General features: G+C 68.4%; 17 protein-coding genes. 7 read left to right on the top strand and 10 right to left on the bottom strand.

From position 1 onward, the window contains the following. Positions 1 to 2: 2 nt before the first annotated feature. A complete protein-coding gene (locus BC102111_RS04255) occupies positions 3 to 842 on the bottom strand; it encodes a DUF3710 domain-containing protein (protein WP_009377000.1) in 840 nt (279 codons plus the stop codon). A 6-nt stretch (positions 843 to 848) separates the two neighbouring features. Further along, positions 849 to 1,322 (bottom strand): dUTP diphosphatase, encoded by a 474-nt coding sequence (dut, locus tag BC102111_RS04250; protein ID WP_009376998.1) that lies wholly within the window; start codon positions 1,320 to 1,322, stop codon positions 849 to 851. Between the two features lie 65 nt (positions 1,323 to 1,387). Between dut and BC102111_RS04245 the strand changes: the two genes are divergently transcribed. Beyond that, a complete protein-coding gene (locus BC102111_RS04245; RefSeq protein WP_040341470.1) occupies positions 1,388 to 1,843 on the top strand; it encodes a DUF3093 domain-containing protein in 456 nt (151 codons plus the stop codon). A 132-nt stretch (positions 1,844 to 1,975) separates the two neighbouring features. Here the strand turns inward: BC102111_RS04245 and BC102111_RS04240 are convergent, their stop codons facing one another. After that, positions 1,976 to 2,275 carry a DUF4193 domain-containing protein gene (locus tag BC102111_RS04240; RefSeq protein WP_009376994.1) on the bottom strand — a complete coding sequence of 100 codons (300 nt, stop codon included), beginning with the start codon at positions 2,273 to 2,275 and terminating at the stop codon, positions 1,976 to 1,978. A gap of 290 nt (positions 2,276 to 2,565) precedes the next feature. On the opposite strand from BC102111_RS04240, the gene BC102111_RS04235 reads away from it, so the two are divergent. Continuing rightward, positions 2,566 to 2,796 carry a hypothetical protein gene (locus tag BC102111_RS04235; RefSeq protein ID WP_009376992.1) on the top strand — a complete coding sequence of 77 codons (231 nt, stop codon included), beginning with the start codon at positions 2,566 to 2,568 and terminating at the stop codon, positions 2,794 to 2,796. Between the two features lie 181 nt (positions 2,797 to 2,977). Here the strand turns inward: BC102111_RS04235 and BC102111_RS04230 are convergent, their stop codons facing one another. After that, the gene (locus BC102111_RS04230; protein ID WP_009376990.1) at positions 2,978 to 4,093 is read right to left on the bottom strand and encodes a ferrochelatase; all 1,116 of its coding nucleotides are present in this window, start codon (positions 4,091 to 4,093) and stop codon (positions 2,978 to 2,980) included. Positions 4,094 to 4,261: 168 nt separating this feature from the next. Here BC102111_RS04230 and sepH point away from each other — a divergent pair, with 168 nt between their 5' ends. Then, positions 4,262 to 5,377 carry a septation protein SepH gene (gene sepH / locus BC102111_RS04225; RefSeq protein WP_101623698.1) on the top strand — a complete coding sequence of 372 codons (1,116 nt, stop codon included), beginning with the start codon at positions 4,262 to 4,264 and terminating at the stop codon, positions 5,375 to 5,377. On the opposite strand, the gene cydC is transcribed toward sepH, so the two are convergent. The 3 genes from cydC to BC102111_RS04210 are packed head-to-tail and all read right to left on the bottom strand — an operon-like array spanning position 5,352 to position 11,448. After that, positions 5,352 to 8,843 (bottom strand): thiol reductant ABC exporter subunit CydC, encoded by a 3,492-nt coding sequence (gene cydC, locus BC102111_RS04220; RefSeq protein WP_101623697.1) that lies wholly within the window; start codon positions 8,841 to 8,843, stop codon positions 5,352 to 5,354. The two genes, sepH and cydC, sit on opposite strands and share 26 nt — an antisense overlap. Continuing rightward, positions 8,840 to 9,862: a cytochrome d ubiquinol oxidase subunit II gene (cydB, locus tag BC102111_RS04215; protein ID WP_009376984.1), complete on the bottom strand. Its 1,023-nt coding sequence runs from the start codon at positions 9,860 to 9,862 to the stop codon at positions 8,840 to 8,842. Before cydB ends, cydC begins: the two co-directional genes overlap by 4 nt. 14 nt (positions 9,863 to 9,876) lie before the next feature. Further along, a complete protein-coding gene (locus BC102111_RS04210; protein ID WP_101623696.1) occupies positions 9,877 to 11,448 on the bottom strand; it encodes a cytochrome ubiquinol oxidase subunit I in 1,572 nt (523 codons plus the stop codon). A gap of 252 nt (positions 11,449 to 11,700) precedes the next feature. Between BC102111_RS04210 and BC102111_RS04205 the strand changes: the two genes are divergently transcribed. Together BC102111_RS04205 and BC102111_RS04200 are read left to right on the top strand one after the other, a co-directional pair. After that, positions 11,701 to 12,063, top strand: a complete 363-nt coding sequence (locus tag BC102111_RS04205; protein WP_040341501.1) for a BlaI/MecI/CopY family transcriptional regulator — start codon at positions 11,701 to 11,703, stop codon at positions 12,061 to 12,063. Positions 12,064 to 12,082: 19 nt separating this feature from the next. Next, complete coding sequence (locus BC102111_RS04200; RefSeq protein ID WP_101623695.1) at positions 12,083 to 12,976, top strand: M56 family metallopeptidase; 894 nt, start codon at positions 12,083 to 12,085, stop codon at positions 12,974 to 12,976. Between the two features lie 42 nt (positions 12,977 to 13,018). On the opposite strand, the gene BC102111_RS04195 is transcribed toward BC102111_RS04200, so the two are convergent. Further along, on the bottom strand, positions 13,019 to 15,130 hold the full coding sequence (locus BC102111_RS04195) for a DNA gyrase/topoisomerase IV subunit B (RefSeq protein ID WP_101623694.1): 2,112 nt from the start codon (positions 15,128 to 15,130) through the stop codon (positions 13,019 to 13,021). Positions 15,131 to 15,227: 97 nt separating this feature from the next. Between BC102111_RS04195 and BC102111_RS04190 the strand changes: the two genes are divergently transcribed. Continuing rightward, complete coding sequence (locus BC102111_RS04190) at positions 15,228 to 16,052, top strand: N-acetylmuramoyl-L-alanine amidase family protein (protein ID WP_101623693.1); 825 nt, start codon at positions 15,228 to 15,230, stop codon at positions 16,050 to 16,052. Positions 16,053 to 16,150: 98 nt separating this feature from the next. On the opposite strand, the gene BC102111_RS04185 is transcribed toward BC102111_RS04190, so the two are convergent. Both BC102111_RS04185 and BC102111_RS04180 read right to left on the bottom strand, forming a co-directional pair. Next, positions 16,151 to 17,641, bottom strand: coding sequence for an RNA polymerase sigma factor (locus tag BC102111_RS04185; RefSeq protein ID WP_373270475.1), 1,491 nt, complete (start codon positions 17,639 to 17,641; stop codon positions 16,151 to 16,153). A 208-nt stretch (positions 17,642 to 17,849) separates the two neighbouring features. Beyond that, positions 17,850 to 19,133 carry a DUF4192 family protein gene (locus BC102111_RS04180; RefSeq protein ID WP_180960573.1) on the bottom strand — a complete coding sequence of 428 codons (1,284 nt, stop codon included), beginning with the start codon at positions 19,131 to 19,133 and terminating at the stop codon, positions 17,850 to 17,852. Between the two features lie 164 nt (positions 19,134 to 19,297). Between BC102111_RS04180 and BC102111_RS04175 the strand changes: the two genes are divergently transcribed. Next, positions 19,298 to 20,089, top strand: coding sequence for a spermidine synthase (locus BC102111_RS04175; RefSeq protein ID WP_101623690.1), 792 nt, complete (start codon positions 19,298 to 19,300; stop codon positions 20,087 to 20,089). The last annotated feature ends 83 nt before the right edge of the window (positions 20,090 to 20,172 follow it).

The raw sequence follows: 20,172 nt of genomic DNA, 5'->3' as shown, positions 1-20,172 counted from the left end.
GATCAGCGGACCTCGGTGATCTCGGGTCCGCGGGCGAACGGGTTGATGTCCTCGGTCTCGTCCGTCTCCTCCTCGGCGGCCTCGACCTCGGGGGCGGTGAGCACGATGAGCTCTCGGGGAGCCATCGCCTCCTGCCCGCGGTCGACGACGACGCCGCGGACGAGGGCGCTGAGCTCGGCCCTCACCTCGGTGTCGGTGACGGCCTTGCCGGAGAACACGGCGCGGATGAACCAGCGGGGGCCGTCGATGCCGGCGAAGCGCATCGCGCGCCTGCTCGGGCGCCCGTCTTCGGACTTCGCGGGAACCTCGACGGCGAGCTCACGACCGAGGCCGGTGTGGAGTTCGGTGCACTCGCCGCCCTGCGCTTCGACGCTCGTCGCGAGCTGGCGGCGCACGGTGTTCCACAGGCCTTCGGAGCGCGGGGTCGCGAATGCCTGGAGCTGCACACCGCCGCCGTCGTGGATGAGGGTGACGGCGAGCACGCGCTCGGTCTCGTCGTCGGTGTCGAGTCGGATCTGCATGCCGTCGACGACGGGGACCTTGAGCGCCCCGAGGTCGAGGCGGTTGAGCTCGGGGTAGTCCTCGGCCGCGTCGAAAGGACCCTTCTCGGAGCGGTCGAAGGGAGCGGACTTCTCGAGCATCGCATCCTCGTCGAGGTCCTCGGTCTCCGCCTCCGTCTCGACGACGTCGTCGGAGGCGGATTCGTCGGAGGTGGACTCGTCGGAGGCATCCGCCTCGGCGTCCACGGCTGAGTCGGTCTCGTCCCGGTCGACGACCTCGGTGTCCGGGGTCTCGTCAGTCTCCGGTGACGACTTCTTGGAGAAACGTGAAAACAGTCCCATGATCCTTCACTCCACTGTATTGCCGAGGCCGGTGACGACTCCGCCGGTGGAGCCGAATCCGCCGGCGCCGCGGTCGCTGTCGTCGAGGCTGTCGACGACGCGGAAGTCGGCCTGCCGGACCTCTTGGATGATGAGCTGGGCGATGCGGTCTCCGCGGGAGATCCGCATCGGCACCTTCGGGTCGAGGTTGATGAGCGGCACCTTCACCTCACCGCGGTACCCGGAGTCGATCGTCCCGGGTGCGTTGACCACGGTCACCCCGTGCCGGCTCGAGAGTCCCGAGCGGGGATGGACGAAACCGGCGTGGCCGGCGGGGAGCGCGATCGCGATGCCCGTGGGCACCACTCTGCGCTCGAAGGGTTCGAGGGTGAAGTCGATCGCCGAGCACAGATCCGCGCCGGCGTCGGACGCGTGTGCGTAGGTCGGCGGGGCCATTCCCTCGTCGACGAGCGTGATGTCGATCTGCAAGCCTTCTGTCACAAGGAAGCACTCTAGTCCTCCAGGCTGAGCGCTTCAAAAACGTCCGCTGTGGGACAATGGAGGACATGGCTCAGACTCATACCGAACCGCACGTCGCCTTTCGGGAGAAGGTGCGCCCCTCGCCAGCGATGTGGGTGCTCTCCGCGATCGGCGCGGGCTCGACGGCGCTCATGGTCCTCCCCGTGTGGGCGCTCGGCGCCTTCGTCCTGCCCGTGATCACCTTCGCACTCCTCGCCCTGTGGCTGCGTTCGCTGACCGTGACGATCATCGTCACCGACCAGAGGCTCTACGTCGGTGAAGCCCACATCGAACGGATCTTCATCTCCCGCGCCGAGGCGCTCGACGAGACCGCGACCGGCACCGCCCGCGGCGTCGGACTCGACGCGCGCGCCTTCCTCGTCACCCGCCCGTGGGTGAAGACCGCGGTGCGCGTCGACATCGACGACGCGGCCGACCCCACACCGTACTGGCTCGTCTCGACGCGCCGACCCCGCGAGCTCGCCGCCGCACTCAACGGCTGAGCCCGCCCGGCAGAGCCGCACGGCACGGCTGTGCCGCACGGCACGGCAGAGCCCGCCCGGCTCGGCTGCGTCGCGGGAAAACGAAAACGCGCCCCGAATGGGGGCGCGTTGACGACGTCGACGAGGTGAGGCTCAGCCTGCGCAGTCCGTGCAGATGAGGATTCCGCCCTCATCGCTGGCCAGCTGCGAGCGGTGACGGACGAGGAAGCACTCCATGCACGTGAATTCGTCGTTCTGCTTCGGAAGCACGCGGACGGAGAGCTCTTCGTTCGACAGGTCGGCACCCGGGAGCTCGAACCCTTCGGCGGCCGCCGTCTCGTCCTCGTCGATCTTGCTCGCCTGGGCCTGCGAGCGTTGCGCCTTGAGCTGCTCGATCGAGTCGCTCTTGATTTCGTCGTCGTGCTTGCGAGGTGCGTCGTAATCGGTTGCCATATGGCCTCATCGCTCTCTGTCGGGTGTGCTGAAATGGAGTTTCAGCCCCTGTCGCCTATCGTGTCCCCAGCATTGTGCACTGCATGGCACCCATTGGCAAGAGCAGATGATAACCTGTCACGGTGATTCTCGTCACCTTATGACGCTCACACATACGACTCTCGAAAAGCTCTGTCAGAATGCAGAGGACGATGCCGTGCGCGTGCGCCGGATTTCGACGAGCACCGAACACACGTCGGCGATGACTCCGCTCATCCCCGACCGACTATTCCCGGAAGGACGGATGCACGATGAGTGAATTCGCAGAGCAGCTGGACAGCAGGATCGACGATGTCCGTCACCGCTTGCAGGATGCCCGATCAGCCGGAGACGACTACCTCGTCGAGAACCTCATCGACGACCTCGAGAACCTCCTCGAACTCGCCGACCGCAACGACGTCGACACCGGGCCCATCGTCGAGGTCATCAAGGCCGAGACCGGTGCGCTGCCGGTGATCCCGGAGCCTGAAGAGCAGAGCTGAGTCCCACCACCGAGGCGGTGGAACGACGGAAGGCGGGTGCCCGAGGGCACCCGCCTTCCTGCGTACGCGCTGTCCGTGCGCATGCTCTGTCGAGCGCGAAACCGCGCTCGCTCAAGCCCGCCGTCACTTTTCGGACGTTCCTCGCCTCGCAAAGCGACGGCCGGCGTGAATGAGAGAGATCTCACCCGGCAGCAGGCGCCCAGTTCGGCAGCGTGGGCTTGTCGGCGCGGCCGCGGCAGCACGCGATGCTGCACGCGCCGCTGCCGGGGGACAGCGGCGTCGTGCCCGGCAGCGCGGGCGTCTCGACGGACTCCCCGCGCAGCTGTGCGAGCCGCTCCTCGACGAGGTCGACGAGCCCGGAGACGAAGCGCGGGTGGGTACCGACGGTGGCGACGCGGGTGAACGCGAGCCCGAGGTCGGCGGCCGTCTCCTTCGCCTCGGTGTCGAGGTCGAAGGCGACCTCCATGTGGTCGGAGATGAACCCGATGGGCACGAGGACGACGCCGGTGACGCCCTCCGCGGCGAGTTCGGTCATCCGGTCGTTGACGTCGGGCTCGAGCCACGGCATCGAAGGCGGTCCCGACCGCGAGCAGTAGACGAGTTCGGCGGGCAGGCGCTGACCGGCCTCGAGCCCGTCGAGCAGCCACGCCATGAGCTCTTCGTGCTCAGCCCGGTAGCCGACGGTCTCGACCTCCGAGGCGGCCTGCATGACGTCGGGGATCGAATGCGTGACGAAGAGGATGCGGTGCCGCTGCGGGTCGAGCTCCCCGACCTGTCCGGCGAAGTCGGTCAGCCCCTCCCCGAGGAGCTCGGCGCAGGCCTCGGCGTAGCCGGGGTGGTTGTAGAACTGGCGGATCTTGTCGAAGCTCACCTCGACGCCCTCCGCGGCCAGCGTATCCACGGTGCCGGCGAAGTCCTCGCGGTACTGGCGGCACGAGGAGTAGGAGGAGTACGCCGAGGTGTCGATCGCGAGGAAGCGGCTGCGACCGGCCTTCGCCTCGTCGCGGGCGACGTCGGTGAGGTAGGGCGTCCAGTTCCGGTTGCCCCACACGATGGGAAGGTCGAGGTGACGGCGCCCGATCTCGTCCCGCAGCGCCGCGAGCAGCGCCTTGTTCTGGTCGTTGATCGGGGACTTCCCCCCGAATCCGTAGTAGTGCTCCCCCACCTCCTCGAGCCTCTCCTCGGGGATGCCGCGGCCTGCGGTGACGTTCTTGAGGAAGGGAACCACCTCCTCGGGAGCTTCCGGTCCGCCGAAGGACATGAGGACGATGGTGTCGATGGGAGCTGTCGTATTCACGACTGCGATTTTACAGGCTGCAGTCCTCCGCCGCCCGCTGTCCGCACCCTGAGCGGATCCGACTCACGAGGGCGCCGGATTTCGCGACTCGCGCGGAAATCTGCGGGCTTCGAGGGCTCGGACGTGACACGATGCAGGGTGAGAAGCGATGACAAGGAGCGAAGGCGAATGCGTGAACTGATCTTGCACGGGGTCGACGCCGACGGCACACATCTGCTCCTCGGCGATGACTCCGGGGCGCAGTACAGACTGGCACTCGACGAGTCGCTCTATGCGGCTGTGCGCAAGGACAGGGCCGTGGTGCGCTCCGATGCGCCCGTGCGCCCCCGCGACATCCAGGCGATGATCCGCGGCGGCATGAGCGCCGAGGAGGTCATCTCCGCCACCGGCGCCGATCCCGACCAGGTCCGCACCTACGAACGCCCGGCGCTCGCCGAACGCGCGCACATGGCGCACACCGCGAGCCGGCATCCCATCTACTCCGACCACGATCCCAACGGCGATCCGACTCCCCTCATCGAGCTCGCCCAGACCCGCCTGGCGATGCGCGACGTCGACATCGAGACGATGGACTGGGACGCCTGGAAGCAGCAGGACGGCAACTGGTACGTCGAGCTCAGCTTCACCGCCGCCGACCGCAAGCGGACCGCCGGATGGAACTACTACCGGGGTTCGCTCACCGCCCTCGACGACGAGGCGAAGTGGCTCGCCGACTCCGGACCCACCGACACCGGACCGATCCCCGGCTACAGCTCGAACGGGGAGCGTCGCCGCACCACCGAGGAGATCGAGACTCCCCCCGCCGAGGCGGAGGTGGCCTCACGCTCCCAGGAGCGTCCGTCCACACTGAGCGACCATCAGGTCGAGACGGGTCGGATCCTGGAGAACCTCCGCCGTCGCCGGACCCGGCATGACGACGACGAGGAGCCTCGGGGCCGTCTGCGCGCGGTGACCGAGGATCCCGAGACCCATCCGCAGGGCGCTCACACCGCCCCCGGTCGTCCCGCCGACGCCACCGATGACGAGGTCCTCGCGTTCGAGTCCCGCTCCCCCGCCGAGGCGGATCACGTCTCCGGCGAGGACGAGCAGGAGCCGACCCAGGAGGTCGGGACCTTCGACGACGACAATCAGCTCTCCCTGCTCAACGAGCCCGGTGTCAGCGACGGCGTGGCCTCCCCCAAGGAGTCCGAGTCCAAGGAGTCCGAGTCGCGGGCGAAGAAGAAGAGCAGCCGCGCCTCGATCCCCAGCTGGGACGAGATCATGTTCGGATCGAAGCGGGACTGACCTCCGTCCCCAGCTGCTCCACCCGGTCGCCCGCGGCCACCAGGCTGTGATCATGGGTGACCATGATGACCGTGTGATCGCTCAGGCTGGTACGCAGGTCGTCGATGAGGCGGTGCGCGGTTCCCTCGTCGAGGTGGGCCGTCGGTTCGTCGAGGACGATGACCTCGGCCCCGGTGAGCAGGGTGCGGGCGATCGCCAGCCGCTGCCGCTCGCCGCCGGAGATCTCTCCACCGTGGTCACCGACCCACCGGTCGAGACCGGCCGGGGTCGCCCAATGCCCGAGGCCTGCCGCACGCAGGGCTGAGAACATCGCCTCATCGTCGGGGACCCGTCGCGAGGCCAGGGCGAGGTTGCCGCGCACCGTCGACCTGAAGACGTGCGCCTCCTGCGGACACCACGCGATGCGCCCGGCGAGCTCCTCGGGACCGAGGGCGAGGACATCGATGCGCCCGCCGTCCCCCTCTTCGGCCGAGTAGGTGCCCGACCAGGGGTCGAGGAAGCGCAGGAGCACGCTCACAGTCGTCGTCTTCCCGCTGCCGCTCTCCCCGCACACGACGGTCCACGCGGTGGCATCTGCCGTGAGAGCGAGGTCCTCGAGCACGGGCACGCCGTCCCAGCCCACCGAGACGTCGGCGAGCTCGAGCTCGGTCAGGGGCGCACGATCCGGCTCCCAGGCCTCGGACTCTGTCCGGGCCGCCTCGGCGGGGTGGGCCTCGGTCTCCTCGGACTCGGCCGGATCCGCCTCGGCGAGCTCGGACTCAGCGGCGGCGGTGACGGGCGGGAGCCGGTCGAGGGCGATGCCGAGAGCGGGCATCTGCCGCCACGCCCCCAGGGCGGAGGCGAAGACGTCGGCGAGGCCGAAGGTGCTGAGGACGACGACGGCGAGGATCTCCGTGGGAGCGCCCGAGGTCAGTGCGATGACGATCGCCGCGAGCACGGTCGAGGCCTCGATCCACAGTTGAGCGGCGCCGAGGTGGCGCGCCGACCTCTTCTGCGCGGACTCGAGGTCGTCCTCGGCCTCGGCGAGTCGGTCGAGCACCGCGTCCTCGGCGCCGTTGGCGCGCAGGTCGGCCTTCGCACCGAGGGCACGGGTGAGGAGCGAGAGGACCATGGCCCGACCGACGTGGATGCGGTTCGCGAGCACGCCCTCGGCCCGGACGAAGACGAGTGGGACGACGATGACGTTGATGATGCCGAGGACGACGATGACGGGCACGGAGGCCGGGTCGAGGATCGCTGCGGCGATGATCACGGCGGTGACGACGAGGGCTGTGACGACGGGCGGGAAGAGCGTGCGGGGCACGAGGTCGCGGACTTCGTCGGCGTCGGCGACCATCGTCGCCAGCGCCGTGTCCGAGGAGAGCATCTTCCGGTCGCTCATCCCGGCCTGTGTGAAGTGCGTCCACAGCACCGAGCGCAGCCGTCCGAGCGCACCGAAGACCGCCGAGTGGAGGTGGAGCCGGCTCACGTAGAGCAGGACGGAGCGGCACAGACCGAAGAAGCGCACGCCGACGATCGCGACGAGCAGCGTCATGATCGGAGGACCGTACGAGGCCTCGACGATGAGCCACGCGGAGACGGCGGTGAGCGAGATCGCCGCGAGGCTCGCCGCGCACGCGGTGAGCAGGGCGATGGCCATGGTGCCGGTGAACAGCGGCAGGGTCGCCCGCAGCGTCCTCCAGCGGGCGCGGAGGGTGCCGGGTCCTCCGTGGGTCCGCGACGACGCGTCGATCCGAGCCTGCGCGCTGCGCTGTGCCGTGCGCTCGGTGTCGGTCGCAGGCCCCGCCGGGCCGGCACCCGAGGGAGGCGGGCTCGCGACATCCGCTGTCGTTCCGGTGTTCGGGCCGGCGGTGTGCGATGAGGCGGTCTTCGCTGCCCCCGAGGCGCTCGGGACTCCCGTGCGCCCCCTGTCCCCATCGGTCGCCGGTGCCGTCTCCGCCCGGCCGAGGACCGGGGTGATCGTGTCCGTGGCGAGGGCGAGGACCCGCGGGTCATGGCTGGCGAGGACGACCCGGGTGTGCTTGGCCGCCTCGGCGATCATGGCGATGATGATCTCCGCATTGTCGTCGTCGAGGTGGGCGGTGGGTTCGTCGAGGACGAGCAGATCGGCGTCCTCCCGCATCCGGGCGCGGAGGCGGACGAGGGCGAGCCGGCGCAGCTGACCGGGACTGAGCGCCGCCGTCGCCTGGTCGCCGTCGACAGGCAGCCCCGCCTCTCGCAGGGCAGCGGTCGCGTCGTCGTCTGAGAGCCCGAAGGTTGCAAGCTCCTCGCCGACGGTCGCGCCGAAGGTCCGCGGGCTCTGCGGGACGAGGGCGGCCCGCTGGGAGGCGATCGTCGTCTCCGCACCTTCGGGCAGGCTGCCCGTGAGCGCTGAGAGCACCGTCGTCTTCCCCGCCCCCGAGGGACCGAGCACGGCAGTGATCCCGGGTTCCGTCGGCATCGTGTCCGCCCAGGTGATCGTCGTGCCGTCGGCGTAGACGGCCCGGTGGTCGCCTCCCGTCGCCGAGGCGCCGGCGCGGTCGCCGGGGACGGCGTCCTCCCTCGTGCGGTCGGGGTCGTCGAGCAGGGTGTGGGCACGCTCGAAGGCGTCCCGACCGTTCTCACTGGCGTGGAAGCCGGCCCCGAGGGCCCGCAGCGGCATGAAGCACTCGGGGGCCAGCAGCAGGGCGAGGAGTCCGTCACTGAGCTCCATCGACCCGGACACGAGTCGGACGCCGATGACGACGGCGACGAGGGCGACGGAGATCGTCGCGATGAGTTCGAGGGCGAGGCTGGAGAGGAAGGCGACGCGCAGAGTCGTCAGACTCGCCGCATGGTAGTCGTCGCTGAGACGTCGCAGGGTGCGCGCGTGCTCCCGGGAGCGGCCGAGGCCGATGAGGACGGGCAGTCCCTCGGCGAGCTCAGCGAGGTGGTCCGAGAGCTGTTCGAGGGCGCGGATGCTCTGCTTCGTCGTCTCCTCGGTGTAGCGGCCGATGAGGATCATGAAGAACGGCACGAGCGGGAGGCAGAGGACGATGATGATCGCCGAGAGCACATCGGCGAAGACGATCCGCACGAGGAGGACGGCCGGGACGATCGCGGCCTGCGCGAGGGCGGGGACGACGGTGGTGAAGTAGTCGTCGAGGTCGTCGATGCCGCGGGTGACGGTGACCGCGGCCTTCGCGCGCGGCTGGCCGGGGCGGCGCAGCAGAGTCCCGAGGATCCGGGAGCGCAGCCCTCGCTTGGCAGCGGCGGACTGCGCGGTTCCCAGGCTGTGGTCGGCCCACAGGCTCGCCCCGCGCAGGGCCGCCCCGAGCACGCCGAGGACGACCCAGAGCGGGACGGGCCCGAGGTCGAGGATCGTGCGCACGAGCGCCTCGGCGATGAAGACGATGCCGACCGCGCGGACGGCGGCCGAGGTGAGAGCGAGGACGAGGGACCTCCTGCCCCCGGGCAGGGACAGGAGGATCCCGAGCGGTGAGCTCACGAGCGGATCGCCGCCGGCACCCGGTGGGCGTCGGGGATGTGCGATTCGGCGATCCGGTTGAGGAAGTGCCGGTAGCTGTAGATCTGGTAGCCGATGACGATCGGCAGGAAGATCGCGGTGACGATGAGCATGACGCCGAGGGTGTAGTCCGACGACGAGGCAGTGCCCACGGTCAGCGAGAACGCCGGATCGAGCGTCGAGGGCAGGACGTTCGGGTAGACGCCGGTGAAGACGGCGGCCATGCCCGCGAGGAGGAAGAGCCCATGGAGGAAGAACGCCTTCTTCTCCGCCCCCGCGCGGATCGCAACGTATGCTGCGATGATCGCGACGACGGCGATGCCGACGGGCACGACGAGCCACGTGCGGTTGAGAATCGCGAGGACGAACCAGATGAGCATCGGCACGGAGCACACGAGCATCGACTTCGTCGCCCAGCGCCGGGCCTTCGCCCGCAGTTCGCCTTCGGTCTTGAGCGTGAGGAAGAGGAGGCCGTGGACGAAGCAGAAGGTCACCCCGGCGAGACCGCCGAGGACGGCAGGCCAGCCGAACCACGCGAAGGCTCCGCCGACGAGGTCGCCGTTCTCATTGAGCGGCAGACCCGTCGTCGTGGTCACGAGGAGGGCGCCGATGAGGAAGGCGGTGACCGTCGAGCCGATCGCCATCGCCCAGGTCCAGAACGTCAGCCACCGCTGGGTGTGGCCCTTGCCGCGGTACTCGATGGCCACGGCACGGAAGATCAGCCCGAGCAGGCAGAGCGTGAGCGGGATGTAGAGGGCGCTGAAGAGCGAGGCGTACCAGTGCGGGAACGCCGCGAACATCGCCCCGCCGGCGGTGATCAGCCACACCTCGTTGCCGTCCCAGACGGGACCGATCGAATTGAGCAGGACGCGCTTGCCGCGCTCGTCCTTGGTGAAGATCGGCATGAGCATGCCGACGCCGAGATCGAACCCGTCGAGGAAGAGGTATCCGATCCACAGGACTGCGATGAGGACGAACCAGATCGTCGCAAGAATCTCCATCGGTCTTCTCCTCCTCAGTAGGCGAACGACAGAACGTCGTCGTCTTTGCCGGTGATGGTCGGTCTGTGATTGGACTCGGCGAGTTCGGGCATCGCCGAGGCGACCCCTCCCCTGATGTACTTCGTGAGCAGTTTGAGCTCGACGACCATCAGCCCGCCGTAGACGAGGGTGAGGCTGATCAGCGAGAACAGCAGCATCGCCGGTGTCACCTGGGGCGAGAGCGCGGCCTGGGTGAACATGTACACCCCGTCGAGCTGCGCCGGGTTCGGAGCGACGACGAAGGGCTGACGGCCCATCTCGGTGAAGATCCACCCGGCCGAGTTCGCGATGAACGGCGCGGCGATCGCCAGCAGCGCCCCGCGCATCAGCCAGGTCGAGGTCGGCACCGTCCCCTTGCGGGTGAGCCACAGTCCGACGACGCAGACACCGGCGGCGATGATGCCGAAGCCGATCATGGCGCGGAAGCCCCAGTACGTGACGATCATGATGGGCTGGTAGTTGATCGGTTCGCCCGCATGCTCGCCGTAGCGCGGATCGTCGGGGATCGTCGTGCCGTAGCGCTCCTGGTACTCCGGCAGCAGCGTCGTGACACCGCGGACGGGAGTCTCGAAGTCGCCGTTGGCGAGGAACGAGAGCAGACCCGGGATCTCGAGGACGTTCTGGACCTCGGAGCACTTGTTCGAGGCGGGGTCGCCGATCGTGAGCACAGAGAACTCGGTGCCGTCGTGGCAGGCGCCCTCGGCCGAGGCCATCTTCATCGGCTGCTGCTCGAACATGAGCTTGGCCTGGATGTCGCCGGTGATCGAGACGCCGGCGAAGGCGATGATGCCGGTGATCGCTCCGATCCGCAGAGAGGTGATCCACACCTTGTAGTCGATCTTGTCGCGTCCGGGAACGTCCGCAGCGCTGCCGACGATGACCTTGCCGTCGGCTCCGACGGAGTCGATGCCGTCCTTGCGCCGACGGTAGAGGTGGTACCACGAGATGCCGACGAGGAAGCTGCCGCCGACGGCGAGGGCGCCGAAGAGGGTGTGGGTGTAGGCCGCGATCGCGGTGTTGTTGCCGAGCACCGCCCAGACATCGGTCATCACGGGCTTGCCGTCGACGAGTTCGACGCCGACGGGGTGCTGCATCCACGAGTTCGCGACGATGATGAAGAACGCTGAGATCCACGAGCCGATGACCGCGCACCACAGCGCGGTCAGGTGGAGCCAGCGCGGCAGTCGTCCCCAACCGAAGATCCACATGCCGAGGAACGTCGATTCGAGGAAGAAGGCGAGCAGAGCCTCCATCGCCAGCGGGGCACCGAAGACGTCGCCGACGAAGCGGGAGTATTCGCTCCAGGCCATGCCGAACTGGAATTCCTGGACGAGACCGGTGGCCACGCCCATGATGAAGTTGATGAGGAAGAGCTTGCCGAAGAACTTCGTCGCCCGCAGGTAGACCTCGTTGCCCGTGCGGTGGTAGATGGTCTGGAGGATCGCGACGAGCATGCCGAGCCCGAGGGTGAGCGGAACCATCCAGAAGTGGTAGACCGTGGTGATGCCGAACTGCCAACGGCCGATGAGCACCGGATCCAGTTCCATGGGCTTCTCCAATCCTGTCGTCGAGGGAATCTTTCTACAACACGTAGAATTCTACGCCCGGTAGAAGTCGGTTGGACAACGTCTCACAGTGCGACTCATCACGTCCCAGAAACCGCATCGGCGTCGCGGCAGATTCCGCGGCACCAGGTCGAACCCACCGCGCACAGAGGCCGGCCTCACATGGAATTCGACATTGCGTAGAGGTAGAATGAGCGGACAAGGCGAATGGACTTCTCGAAGGACAAGGGAATCGTGGGAACACTGGGCGAACTCGAACGCAGCGTCATGGACGCCATCTGGGTCCACGACGACGGACTGAGCGCAGCCGAGCTGCGCGACGCCCTCGCTGATCGGGATCTCGCGCTGACGACGATCCACACCGTTCTCACCCGGCTCGAGAAGAAGGGTTTCGTCACCCGCGACCGCAGCGTCCGCCCGCATCGCTACATCGCGGTGTCGACGCGAGAGGACCACGTCGCCGAACTCATGACCGAGGTGCTCTCCCAGGCCCCGGATCGCCAGGCTGTCCTCGCCCGCTTCCTCGGCACCGTGACCGAGGCCGACGAGAACACCCTGCGCAACCTGCTCGGACGCAACCACTCCTCGCGTTCCTGACGGCCGGCCGAGTTCCACCATGATCCTCGTGGGATGCCTTCTGGCGATCCTCGCATTCCTGCTGGCGTGGCCCGTGCCTGCGCTGCTGCGGCGATTCCGCAGCGATCCGATCTCCGAGGTCATCCTCTGGCAGGCGGTCGGCCTCTCCGGCGGCCTCTCCCTCATCGGAGCGGCACTCGCCTTCGCCGTCGACCCTGCGGCCACCAGCCTGCCCCACGGCCTCTGGGATCTCGTGCGCGGCGAATCCCACGCGAAGCTCTCGCTCTTCGCGTGGACGTTCCTCATCATCGCGCTCGTGCTGATCGGGCGCCTCCTCGGCTGCCTGGCGCTGACGTTCTACTCAGCGCGGAGGACTCGACTGCGTCATGCCGAGATATTACACCTGCTCAGCGAACCATCCCAGAACTATCCCGACACGCGCATCATCTCCTCCGACGAGGCCGTGGCGTACTGCCTTCCGCAGGGCCCGCGCAAGGGCACAGCCGTGCTCTCAACAGGGCTCCTTGAGGTCCTCAGCGAAGACGAGCGCTCAGCGGTCATCGCCCACGAGAAGGCGCACCTCGATTTTCGTCACGATATCCTTGTCATTCCCTTCGCGGCCTGGCACCGGGCGCTGCCGTTCTTCTCGGCCACCGCGATCGGACTGAATTCGGTCAACCGGCTCATCGAGTTCATGGCCGACGACCAGGCCCGCGAGCGCATCGATCCTGCCGTGCTCGCCCGAGCCGTGTCGGCGGCGGCCCGCATCAGTCCCGAGCATCGGGAGGAGCTGAGCGCCGAGCGCATCGAGCGGCTCTGCCAACCCCGGCACCCGGCCCGGGCGATGGTGCGGCTGGTCTCGTGTCTGGCTGCCGCCGGTCTGCTGCTCATCCCGACGGTGCTCCTCTTCGTCCCCGTCCCCGCCCTCACCTGAGATCCGGGTCGGCTCCCCCGACGAGCCGACCGCGCCAGCCGCTCAGCTGTCGATGCGTTCGGCGTCGAGGATCGCGGCGCCAGAGACGATGAACTCCTTGCGGGGGCCCACCGACGAGCCCATGAGGAGTTCGAAGGTCCGCTCCGCCGCCTCGGCGTCGGCCATCGTCACCCGCCGCAGGGTGCGGTCGGCGGGGTCCATGGTCGTCTCCGCGAGCTGGTCGGCGTCCATCTCTCCGAGGCCCTTGTACCGCTGGATCGGCTCCTTGTACGTCTTCTTCGACTTGTCGAGCTTCTTGAGCAGCGCGTGAAGTTCGGCCTCGGAATACGTGTAGACGATCTCGTTGGGGGTGCCGCGCTTCGTGACGATCTCCACCCGGTGCAGCGGCGGAACGGCGGCGAAGACCCGACCCTCCTCGACGAGCGGCTTCATGTACCGGAAGAAGAGCGTGAGCAGCAGCGTCCTGATGTGGGCGCCGTCGACGTCAGCATCGGTCATGATGATGACCCGACCGTACCGAGCCGATTCGAGGTCGAAGCTGCGGCCCGAGCCGGCCCCGATGACCTGGATGAGTGCGGCGCACTCGACGTTGGCGAGCATGTCGGACAGCGACGCCTTCTGAACGTTGAGGATCTTGCCGCGGATCGGGAAGAGCGCCTGGTAGTCGGAGTTGCGGGCGGCCTTCGCCGTGCCCATCGCCGAGTCGCCCTCGACGATGAAGAGCTCGGTGGTCTCGACTCCGCTGTCGCGGCAGTCGTAGAGCTTCGCCGGCAGCGATGAGGCCTCGAGCGCGGTCTTGCGGCGCTGGTTCTCCTTGTGGGTGCGCGCGGAGATCCGCGACTTGAGCTCGGCGACGACCTTCTCCATGAGGACAGCGGCCTGCTGCTTCTCCGCACGCTTCGTCGAGGAGAGCACGGCTCCGAGCTGGGCTTCGACGGTCTTCGCGACGATCTGGCGGACCGCGGCGGTGCCGAGGACCTCCTTCGTCTGCCCCTCGAACTGGGGTTCGGCGAGCTGGACGGTGACGACGGCGGTGAGTCCGGCGAGGACGTCATCCTTCTCCAGCCTGTCCTTGCCGAGCTTGAGCTTGCGGGCGTTGGCCTCGACCGCTTTGCGCATCGCCTTGAGCGTGGCCTGTTCGAAGCCGGCGAGGTGGGTGCCGCCGTGGGGAGTGGCGACGACGTTGACGAAGCTCTTGATCTTCGTGTCGTAGCCGGTTCCCCAGCGCAGCGCCACGTCGACGCCGACCTCACGTTCGACCTCCTTCGACACGAGGTGGCCGGAGGAGTCGAGGACCGGCACGGTCTCCTTGAACGATCCCGTCGACTGCATCCGCCACGTGTCGGTGATCGGGGGGTCGATCGAGAGGTGGTCGACGAATTCGGTGATCCCGCCGTCGAAGCGGAAGTCCTCGACGCGTTCGGTGATGACCTCACCGGTCTCATCACGGGCGACACCCCGGCGGTCGACGATCGTGAGCTCGAGGCCGGGGACGAGGAACGCCGTCTGGCGGGCGCGTTCGACGAGGTGCTGGTAGTCGAACTGGGCGCTGCCGAGGAAGATCTGCGGATCGGCCCAGTAGTGGACCTTCGTGCCGGTGACCCCGCGCTTGGCCTTGCCGACGATCTCGAGGCCGGTCGCCTCGTGGAACTCCTCGAAGGGGCTGTCCGGGCTCGGCGCGCCCCCCGAGTCGTCGAAACGGCCGGGGACGCCTCGGCGGAACGACATCTTGTGGACCTTCGACCCGCGGGTGACCTCGACGTCGAGACGCGAGGACAGGGCGTTGACGACGGAGGCGCCGACGCCGTGGAGTCCGCCGGAGGCGGCGTAGGAGGAGCCGCCGAACTTGCCGCCGGCGTGGAGTTTGGTCATGACGACCTCGACCCCGGTCAGTCCCGTCTTCGGTTCGATGTCGACGGGAATGCCGCGACCGTGGTCGGTCACCGCGACGGAGCCGTCGGGTTCGAGCTCGATGAGGATGGACGAACCGAACCCGCCGAGGGCTTCGTCGACGGCGTTGTCGATGATCTCCCACAGGCAGTGCATGAGCCCTCTGGAGTCGGTCGTTCCGATGTACATGCCCGGTCGCTTCCGCACGGCCTCGAGGCCGGACAGCACGGACAGATGGCGGGCGCCGTAGCTTTCCTCTTCCACACTCTTCCTCTCGTTCGATTGAATTCTAATCGTCCGACTCCCGGGCGGCGGGCTGCGAGGGCACCGTGTCGGCTCCGAATCCTGGGACAATGGACTCATGACAGCTCTGCGCCGCACCTCGCATCCGCCCCGCGGCACGCTCGCCTGGGCGAGCACCCTCGTCGCGGCGGCGATGCTCACCGGCTGCGCGCAGGGACCCTCTCCCGCCGCCGACCCGACCTCGGTCGCTCCGGAGTCGTTGGCCACATCCGCCTCGGCGACAGGGACCCCATCGGAGGGCGACCTCACGGGGCGGACCATCGCGCTCGACCCCGGGCACAACGGCGGCAATGCCGCGAACCCCGATGAGATCGCGCGGCGGGTCCCCGACGGTCGCGGCGGGACGAAGGCGTGCAACACGACGGGCACCGCCACCGACGACGGATACGCGGAATCCGCATTCGCGTGGGCAGTGGCCCAGCTGCTCGCCGACGACCTCGAGGCCAAGGGGGCGAGAGTGATCATGAGCCGTGAGAACGATGACGGGGTCGGTCCGTGCGTCGACGAGCGCGGCACCTTCGCCGACGATGCCGACGCCCTCGTGAGCATCCATGCCAACGGCAGCGAGTCGACGAGGACGAAGGGCTACCACGTCATCGTCGCCGATCCGGGGACGAGTCCCGAACTCGAGGAGCAGTCGAGCGCGCTCGCGTTGTCCGTGAGCACGGCGATGGCCGAGTCGTTCACCCCGAATCAGGCCTACGGAGAGGATGCGATCAGTCCGCGCCCCGACCTCGCCGGGCTCAACAACGCCTCGGTGCCCGCGGTCATCGTCGAATGCGGGGAGATGCGCAACCCCGACGAGGCCGAGGTGATGGAATCCGAGGACGGGCGGCGGCGCTACGCCGAGGCGATCGCTGCGGGCATCGTCGACTGGCTCTGAGTCCCCCGTCCGCCGCGCAGGGACCCCTGGTGACGCGACGACGTCGGGCACGGCACCAGAAAGTGCCGTGCCCGACGTCGTCGCAGCTGTGACCGCGATCAGTCCAGGTAGTCGCGCAGGACCTGCGAGCGCGACGGATGGCGCAGCTTCGCCATCGTCTTCGATTCGATCTGGCGGATCCGCTCACGGGTGACCCCGTAGACCTTGCCGATCTCGTCGAGGGTCTTCGGCTGCCCGTCGTTGAGGCCGAAGCGCATCGAGACGACGCCGGCCTCACGCTCGGAGAGCGTGTCGAGGACCGAGTGGAGCTGCTCCTGGAGCAGGGTGAAGCTCACGGAGTCCGAGGGCACGACGGCCTCTGAGTCCTCGATGAGGTCACCGAACTCGGAGTCGCCGTCCTCGCCGAGGGGCGTGTGCAGGGAGATCGGCTCGCGGCCGTACTTCTGCACTTCGACGACGCGCTCGGGCGTCATGTCGAGCTCCTTCGCGAGCTCTTCGGGGCTCGGTTCGCGGCCGAGGTCCTGGAGCATCTGGCGCTGGACGCGGGCGAGCTTGTTGATGACCTCGACCATGTGGACCGGAATGCGGATCGTGCGCGCCTGGTCGGCCATGGCGCGGGTGATCGCCTGCCGGATCCACCACGTCGCGTACGTCGAGAACTTGAAGCCCTTCGTGTAGTCGAACTTCTCCACGGCGCGGATGAGACCGAGGTTGCCCTCCTGGATGAGGTCGAGGAAGAGCATGCCGCGGCCCGTGTAGCGCTTGGCGAGGGAGACGACGAGACGGAGGTTCGCTTCGAGGAGGTGGTTCTTCGCGATCCGCCCGTCGTGGATGATCCACTTGTAGTCCATCGTCAGGCGCGGGTCGCTCACCTCGCCCTCCTCGAGGAGGTGCTCGGCGTACATTCCGGCCTCGATGCGCTTGGCGAGGTCGACCTCCTCAGCGGCGTTGAGCAGCGCGACCTTGCCGATCTGCTTGAGGTAGTCCTTGACCGGGTCGGCGGTCGCACCGGCGGAGACGACCTGCTGGGCAGGGGCGTCGTCCTCGTCGGCGTCGGAGACGATGAAGCCGCCGGCCTCGGTGACCGCGGCGTTCTTCTCCTTCTCCTCGGAGTTCTTCGTCTCCGTCGACTCGGAGGGGCTGAGCTCGGTGGCGAGCGCATCCGCGGTCGGCTCGACCTCGTCGGTCGACTCGAGGTCCGCGTCGGACTTCTTCTTCGTGGTCGTCTCTTCGCTCGGCTCAGTGGACTTCTTCGCGGCCGTCGTCTTCTTCGCCGTTGCGGTCTTCTTCGCGGCGGTCTTCTTCGCCGGTGCCTTCTTCGTCGCCTCGGTCGTCGCCGAATCGGTGTCGTCGGCGGGGGCCTTCTCCGCCGCCTTCTTGGCCGTGGTCCTCTTCGCCGTCGTCGACTTCGCGGTCGTCTTCTTCTCGGCCGTCGACTTCTTCGCCGCCGTCGTCTTCGCTCGCGTGGTCGTCGACGTCTTCGTCGCCTTCTTCCCCTTCGCCGCTGTGGTCGTGGAGCCGCCCGTGGACGCCGTCGCGGACGTGGCCTCGGACTCCTCAGTCACCGTTTTCCTGTCGACTGTCGGCACGTGTACACCTTTCGCGAGCGTTCATACTTCCCGATTGCACCAGGACACTACTAAGACCCTTGTCAAGAGGGCGCAGAGTTCGTGCCCGCGGGGACGATCGCAGAACTGTCCCACTATGCAATGACAGGGTCAACGCACAATCCTCGCACGTTATTCCGTGTCCTGTCCATTCCGCGGCCGGTTCCTGCCGGCGCGGCGTCCCGCCGCGTCAGAGGTCTCGTGCTCCCCGCGGTTCGGGCATGAGCCACTGCGGGAGGAACCCCTGACCGATCGCCGAGACGAGGAGCTCGGCCAGCGAATGGTGCGGGTCGTGGTCGAGCGCGGCGAACGCGTACTGCTCGGCCAGGGTCGATCCGCCGAGCGACCAGTGGAACCACGCGATCACTCCGTAGGCGGTCGCGAGCGTCTCGGGACCGGACCAGTGGACGTACGCCTCGCACAGGTCGATGGCGAGCAGGATGTCGCGGGGCTGCGGGGCGCGCGCGGACAGGCCGATCATCTGCTCGGCGGCCAGCCGCGAGGCCCCGGCGCGGCGGGCCGCGCGGGCGAGCTCGGCCGGGGCGAGGCGGCACATCCGCTTGGGGAGGAAGTCGGGGTGGTCGAAGCTGAGGATCATCTCGAGCGCATCCCTGGACCACTTCTCCGCGAGCAGACGGTCGAAGGCGCAGACCACGTCGGGAGTCATGAGCGCCTCGAGTCGCTCCCGGTCGAAGGCCTCGGTCCCCGCCCGCATCTCGAGCAGGGTCGGATAGATCTCGCCGAGGCGGCCGAAGCTCTCCTCGACGCTCGGGCGGGGATCGGCGGCGCCGCTGCGGTACTCGGCAGCCGCCTCGGCGTCCACCGGTCGGACGACGAGGTCCGCGGGCCCGGCGGCCGGGGCAGATCCGGTCGAGACGAGCTCGGTCGCGCACGCCGAGGACTGGGCGAGGGCGATGTCGGTGCCGGGATCCTCGCCGTCGTCGATGCGACCGAAGCGTCCGCCGCTCACCCACCACGCGCTCAGGGTCGCGATGCCCGCATCGCCGAGCGCCGTCGCCATCTCATCGGTCGCGGCGCGCACGAGTCCGCGGTGCAGTCCCGCATAGTCCTCATCGAACCAGTCCTCGTCGGCATCGTCGTCGCAGACGCTGTCCCCGCCGGCACCGTCCCCGAACCCGACACGATCGCCGACCCCGTCCCCGTGCCCACGGGTCGGCCCGAAGCGCTCGGGGACGGCACCGGCGGGGATGTAGTCGTCGTCGTAGAGGATGAGGAAGACCCCGCTCGGCGCACACGCCCGGCACACGAGATCGCGCAACCACTCACCTCCCTCCGCGAGCGTCATCGCAGCCGTCTCGAGGTCGAAGTCGACGCGCATCGTCGTCCCGCACGACTGCACGCCGTCGCCGTCGGTGACGACGAGGATGGCGACGAGGCTGCTCGCCGGGGTGTATCCGAGGGTGTGCGGCACGATCCCGATGAGATCCTCGGCCGTCTTCGCTGGCGTGTCCATGCCCACAGTCGACTCCCCCGTCCCGGCCGTGCGCCAGAGCCGCGGTCCCGGCTGTGGACGGAGCCTGGCCGTGCACAGGCCGAGCGCACACGAGTCGGCGTCGCCGTCCACACGCGCCCGGGCGGCGAATTGCCCTCGGCGGCGAACTGGCATAGAAGTGAGGGGTGGCGAAGAGACGGATATTCACAGCCCCGAGCACACAGGTCGTTCCGATCGCAACCGGGGAGGCCCGGCTGGAGAAGGTCGACGGAGAACCCGACAGCTACGTCCTCCACGTCAACGGCGTGCCGTCGTCGTCGATCACGCTCAGCGATCCCGCCAGGCTCGACTTCGAATACCTCGACTGGATGTCACGGATCATCGAGGCCGCCCTTCCCGACGGCTCGCTGCGGGCGATCCACCTCGGTGCCGCAGGCTGCGCGCTGGCCCGCGCGCTCGATTCCCGCCGACCCGGCTCACGACAGACGGCGATCGACATCGACCCCGTGCTCATCGAGCATGTCCGGACCTGGTTCGCCCTTCCCCGCTCCCCCGCCCTGGCGCTGCGCGCCGGGGACGCCGCCGAGGAGATCGCGACCTTCCGCGACGACACCGCCGACGTCATCGTCCGTGACGCGTTCTCCCACGACTCCGTTCCCGAGAGCCTGCAGACCCCGGGGTTCTATGCCGAATGCGCTCGCGTCCTGCGCCCCGCAGGCCTCTTCCTCGCCAATGTTCCCGATTCCGGCGACCATCGGGTGCTGCGGGCCGAGCTCGACGCCGCCGGCTCGGCGTTCTCCCATGTCGCCGCCGCCTCCGAGTCCGGGGTCCTCAAAGGCAGGCGCCGCGGCAACGTCGTCGTCGCCGCGGCACAGGAGCCGTTGCCGGATTCGGCGCTCGACCGAACGCTGCGCACGGCGGCGACGATGGCGCGGTGGCTGAGCGCAGAGGAGCTGCGCGCCCGATTCGGCAGGTGAGCACCTCAGTGACGGCGAACACACCGTCCAGGTGACGGCCCGACTACTCCCGTCGCCCAAAGTTCGGCATAATTGAATGCCGA

Origin of the sequence: Brevibacterium casei CIP 102111 (genome assembly GCF_900169275.1) — a bacterium.
Lineage (GTDB): Bacteria > Actinomycetota > Actinomycetes > Actinomycetales > Brevibacteriaceae > Brevibacterium > Brevibacterium casei.
The sequence above is the reverse complement of the archived record's forward strand: the minus strand, read 5'-3'. Positions and strand labels throughout refer to the sequence as shown.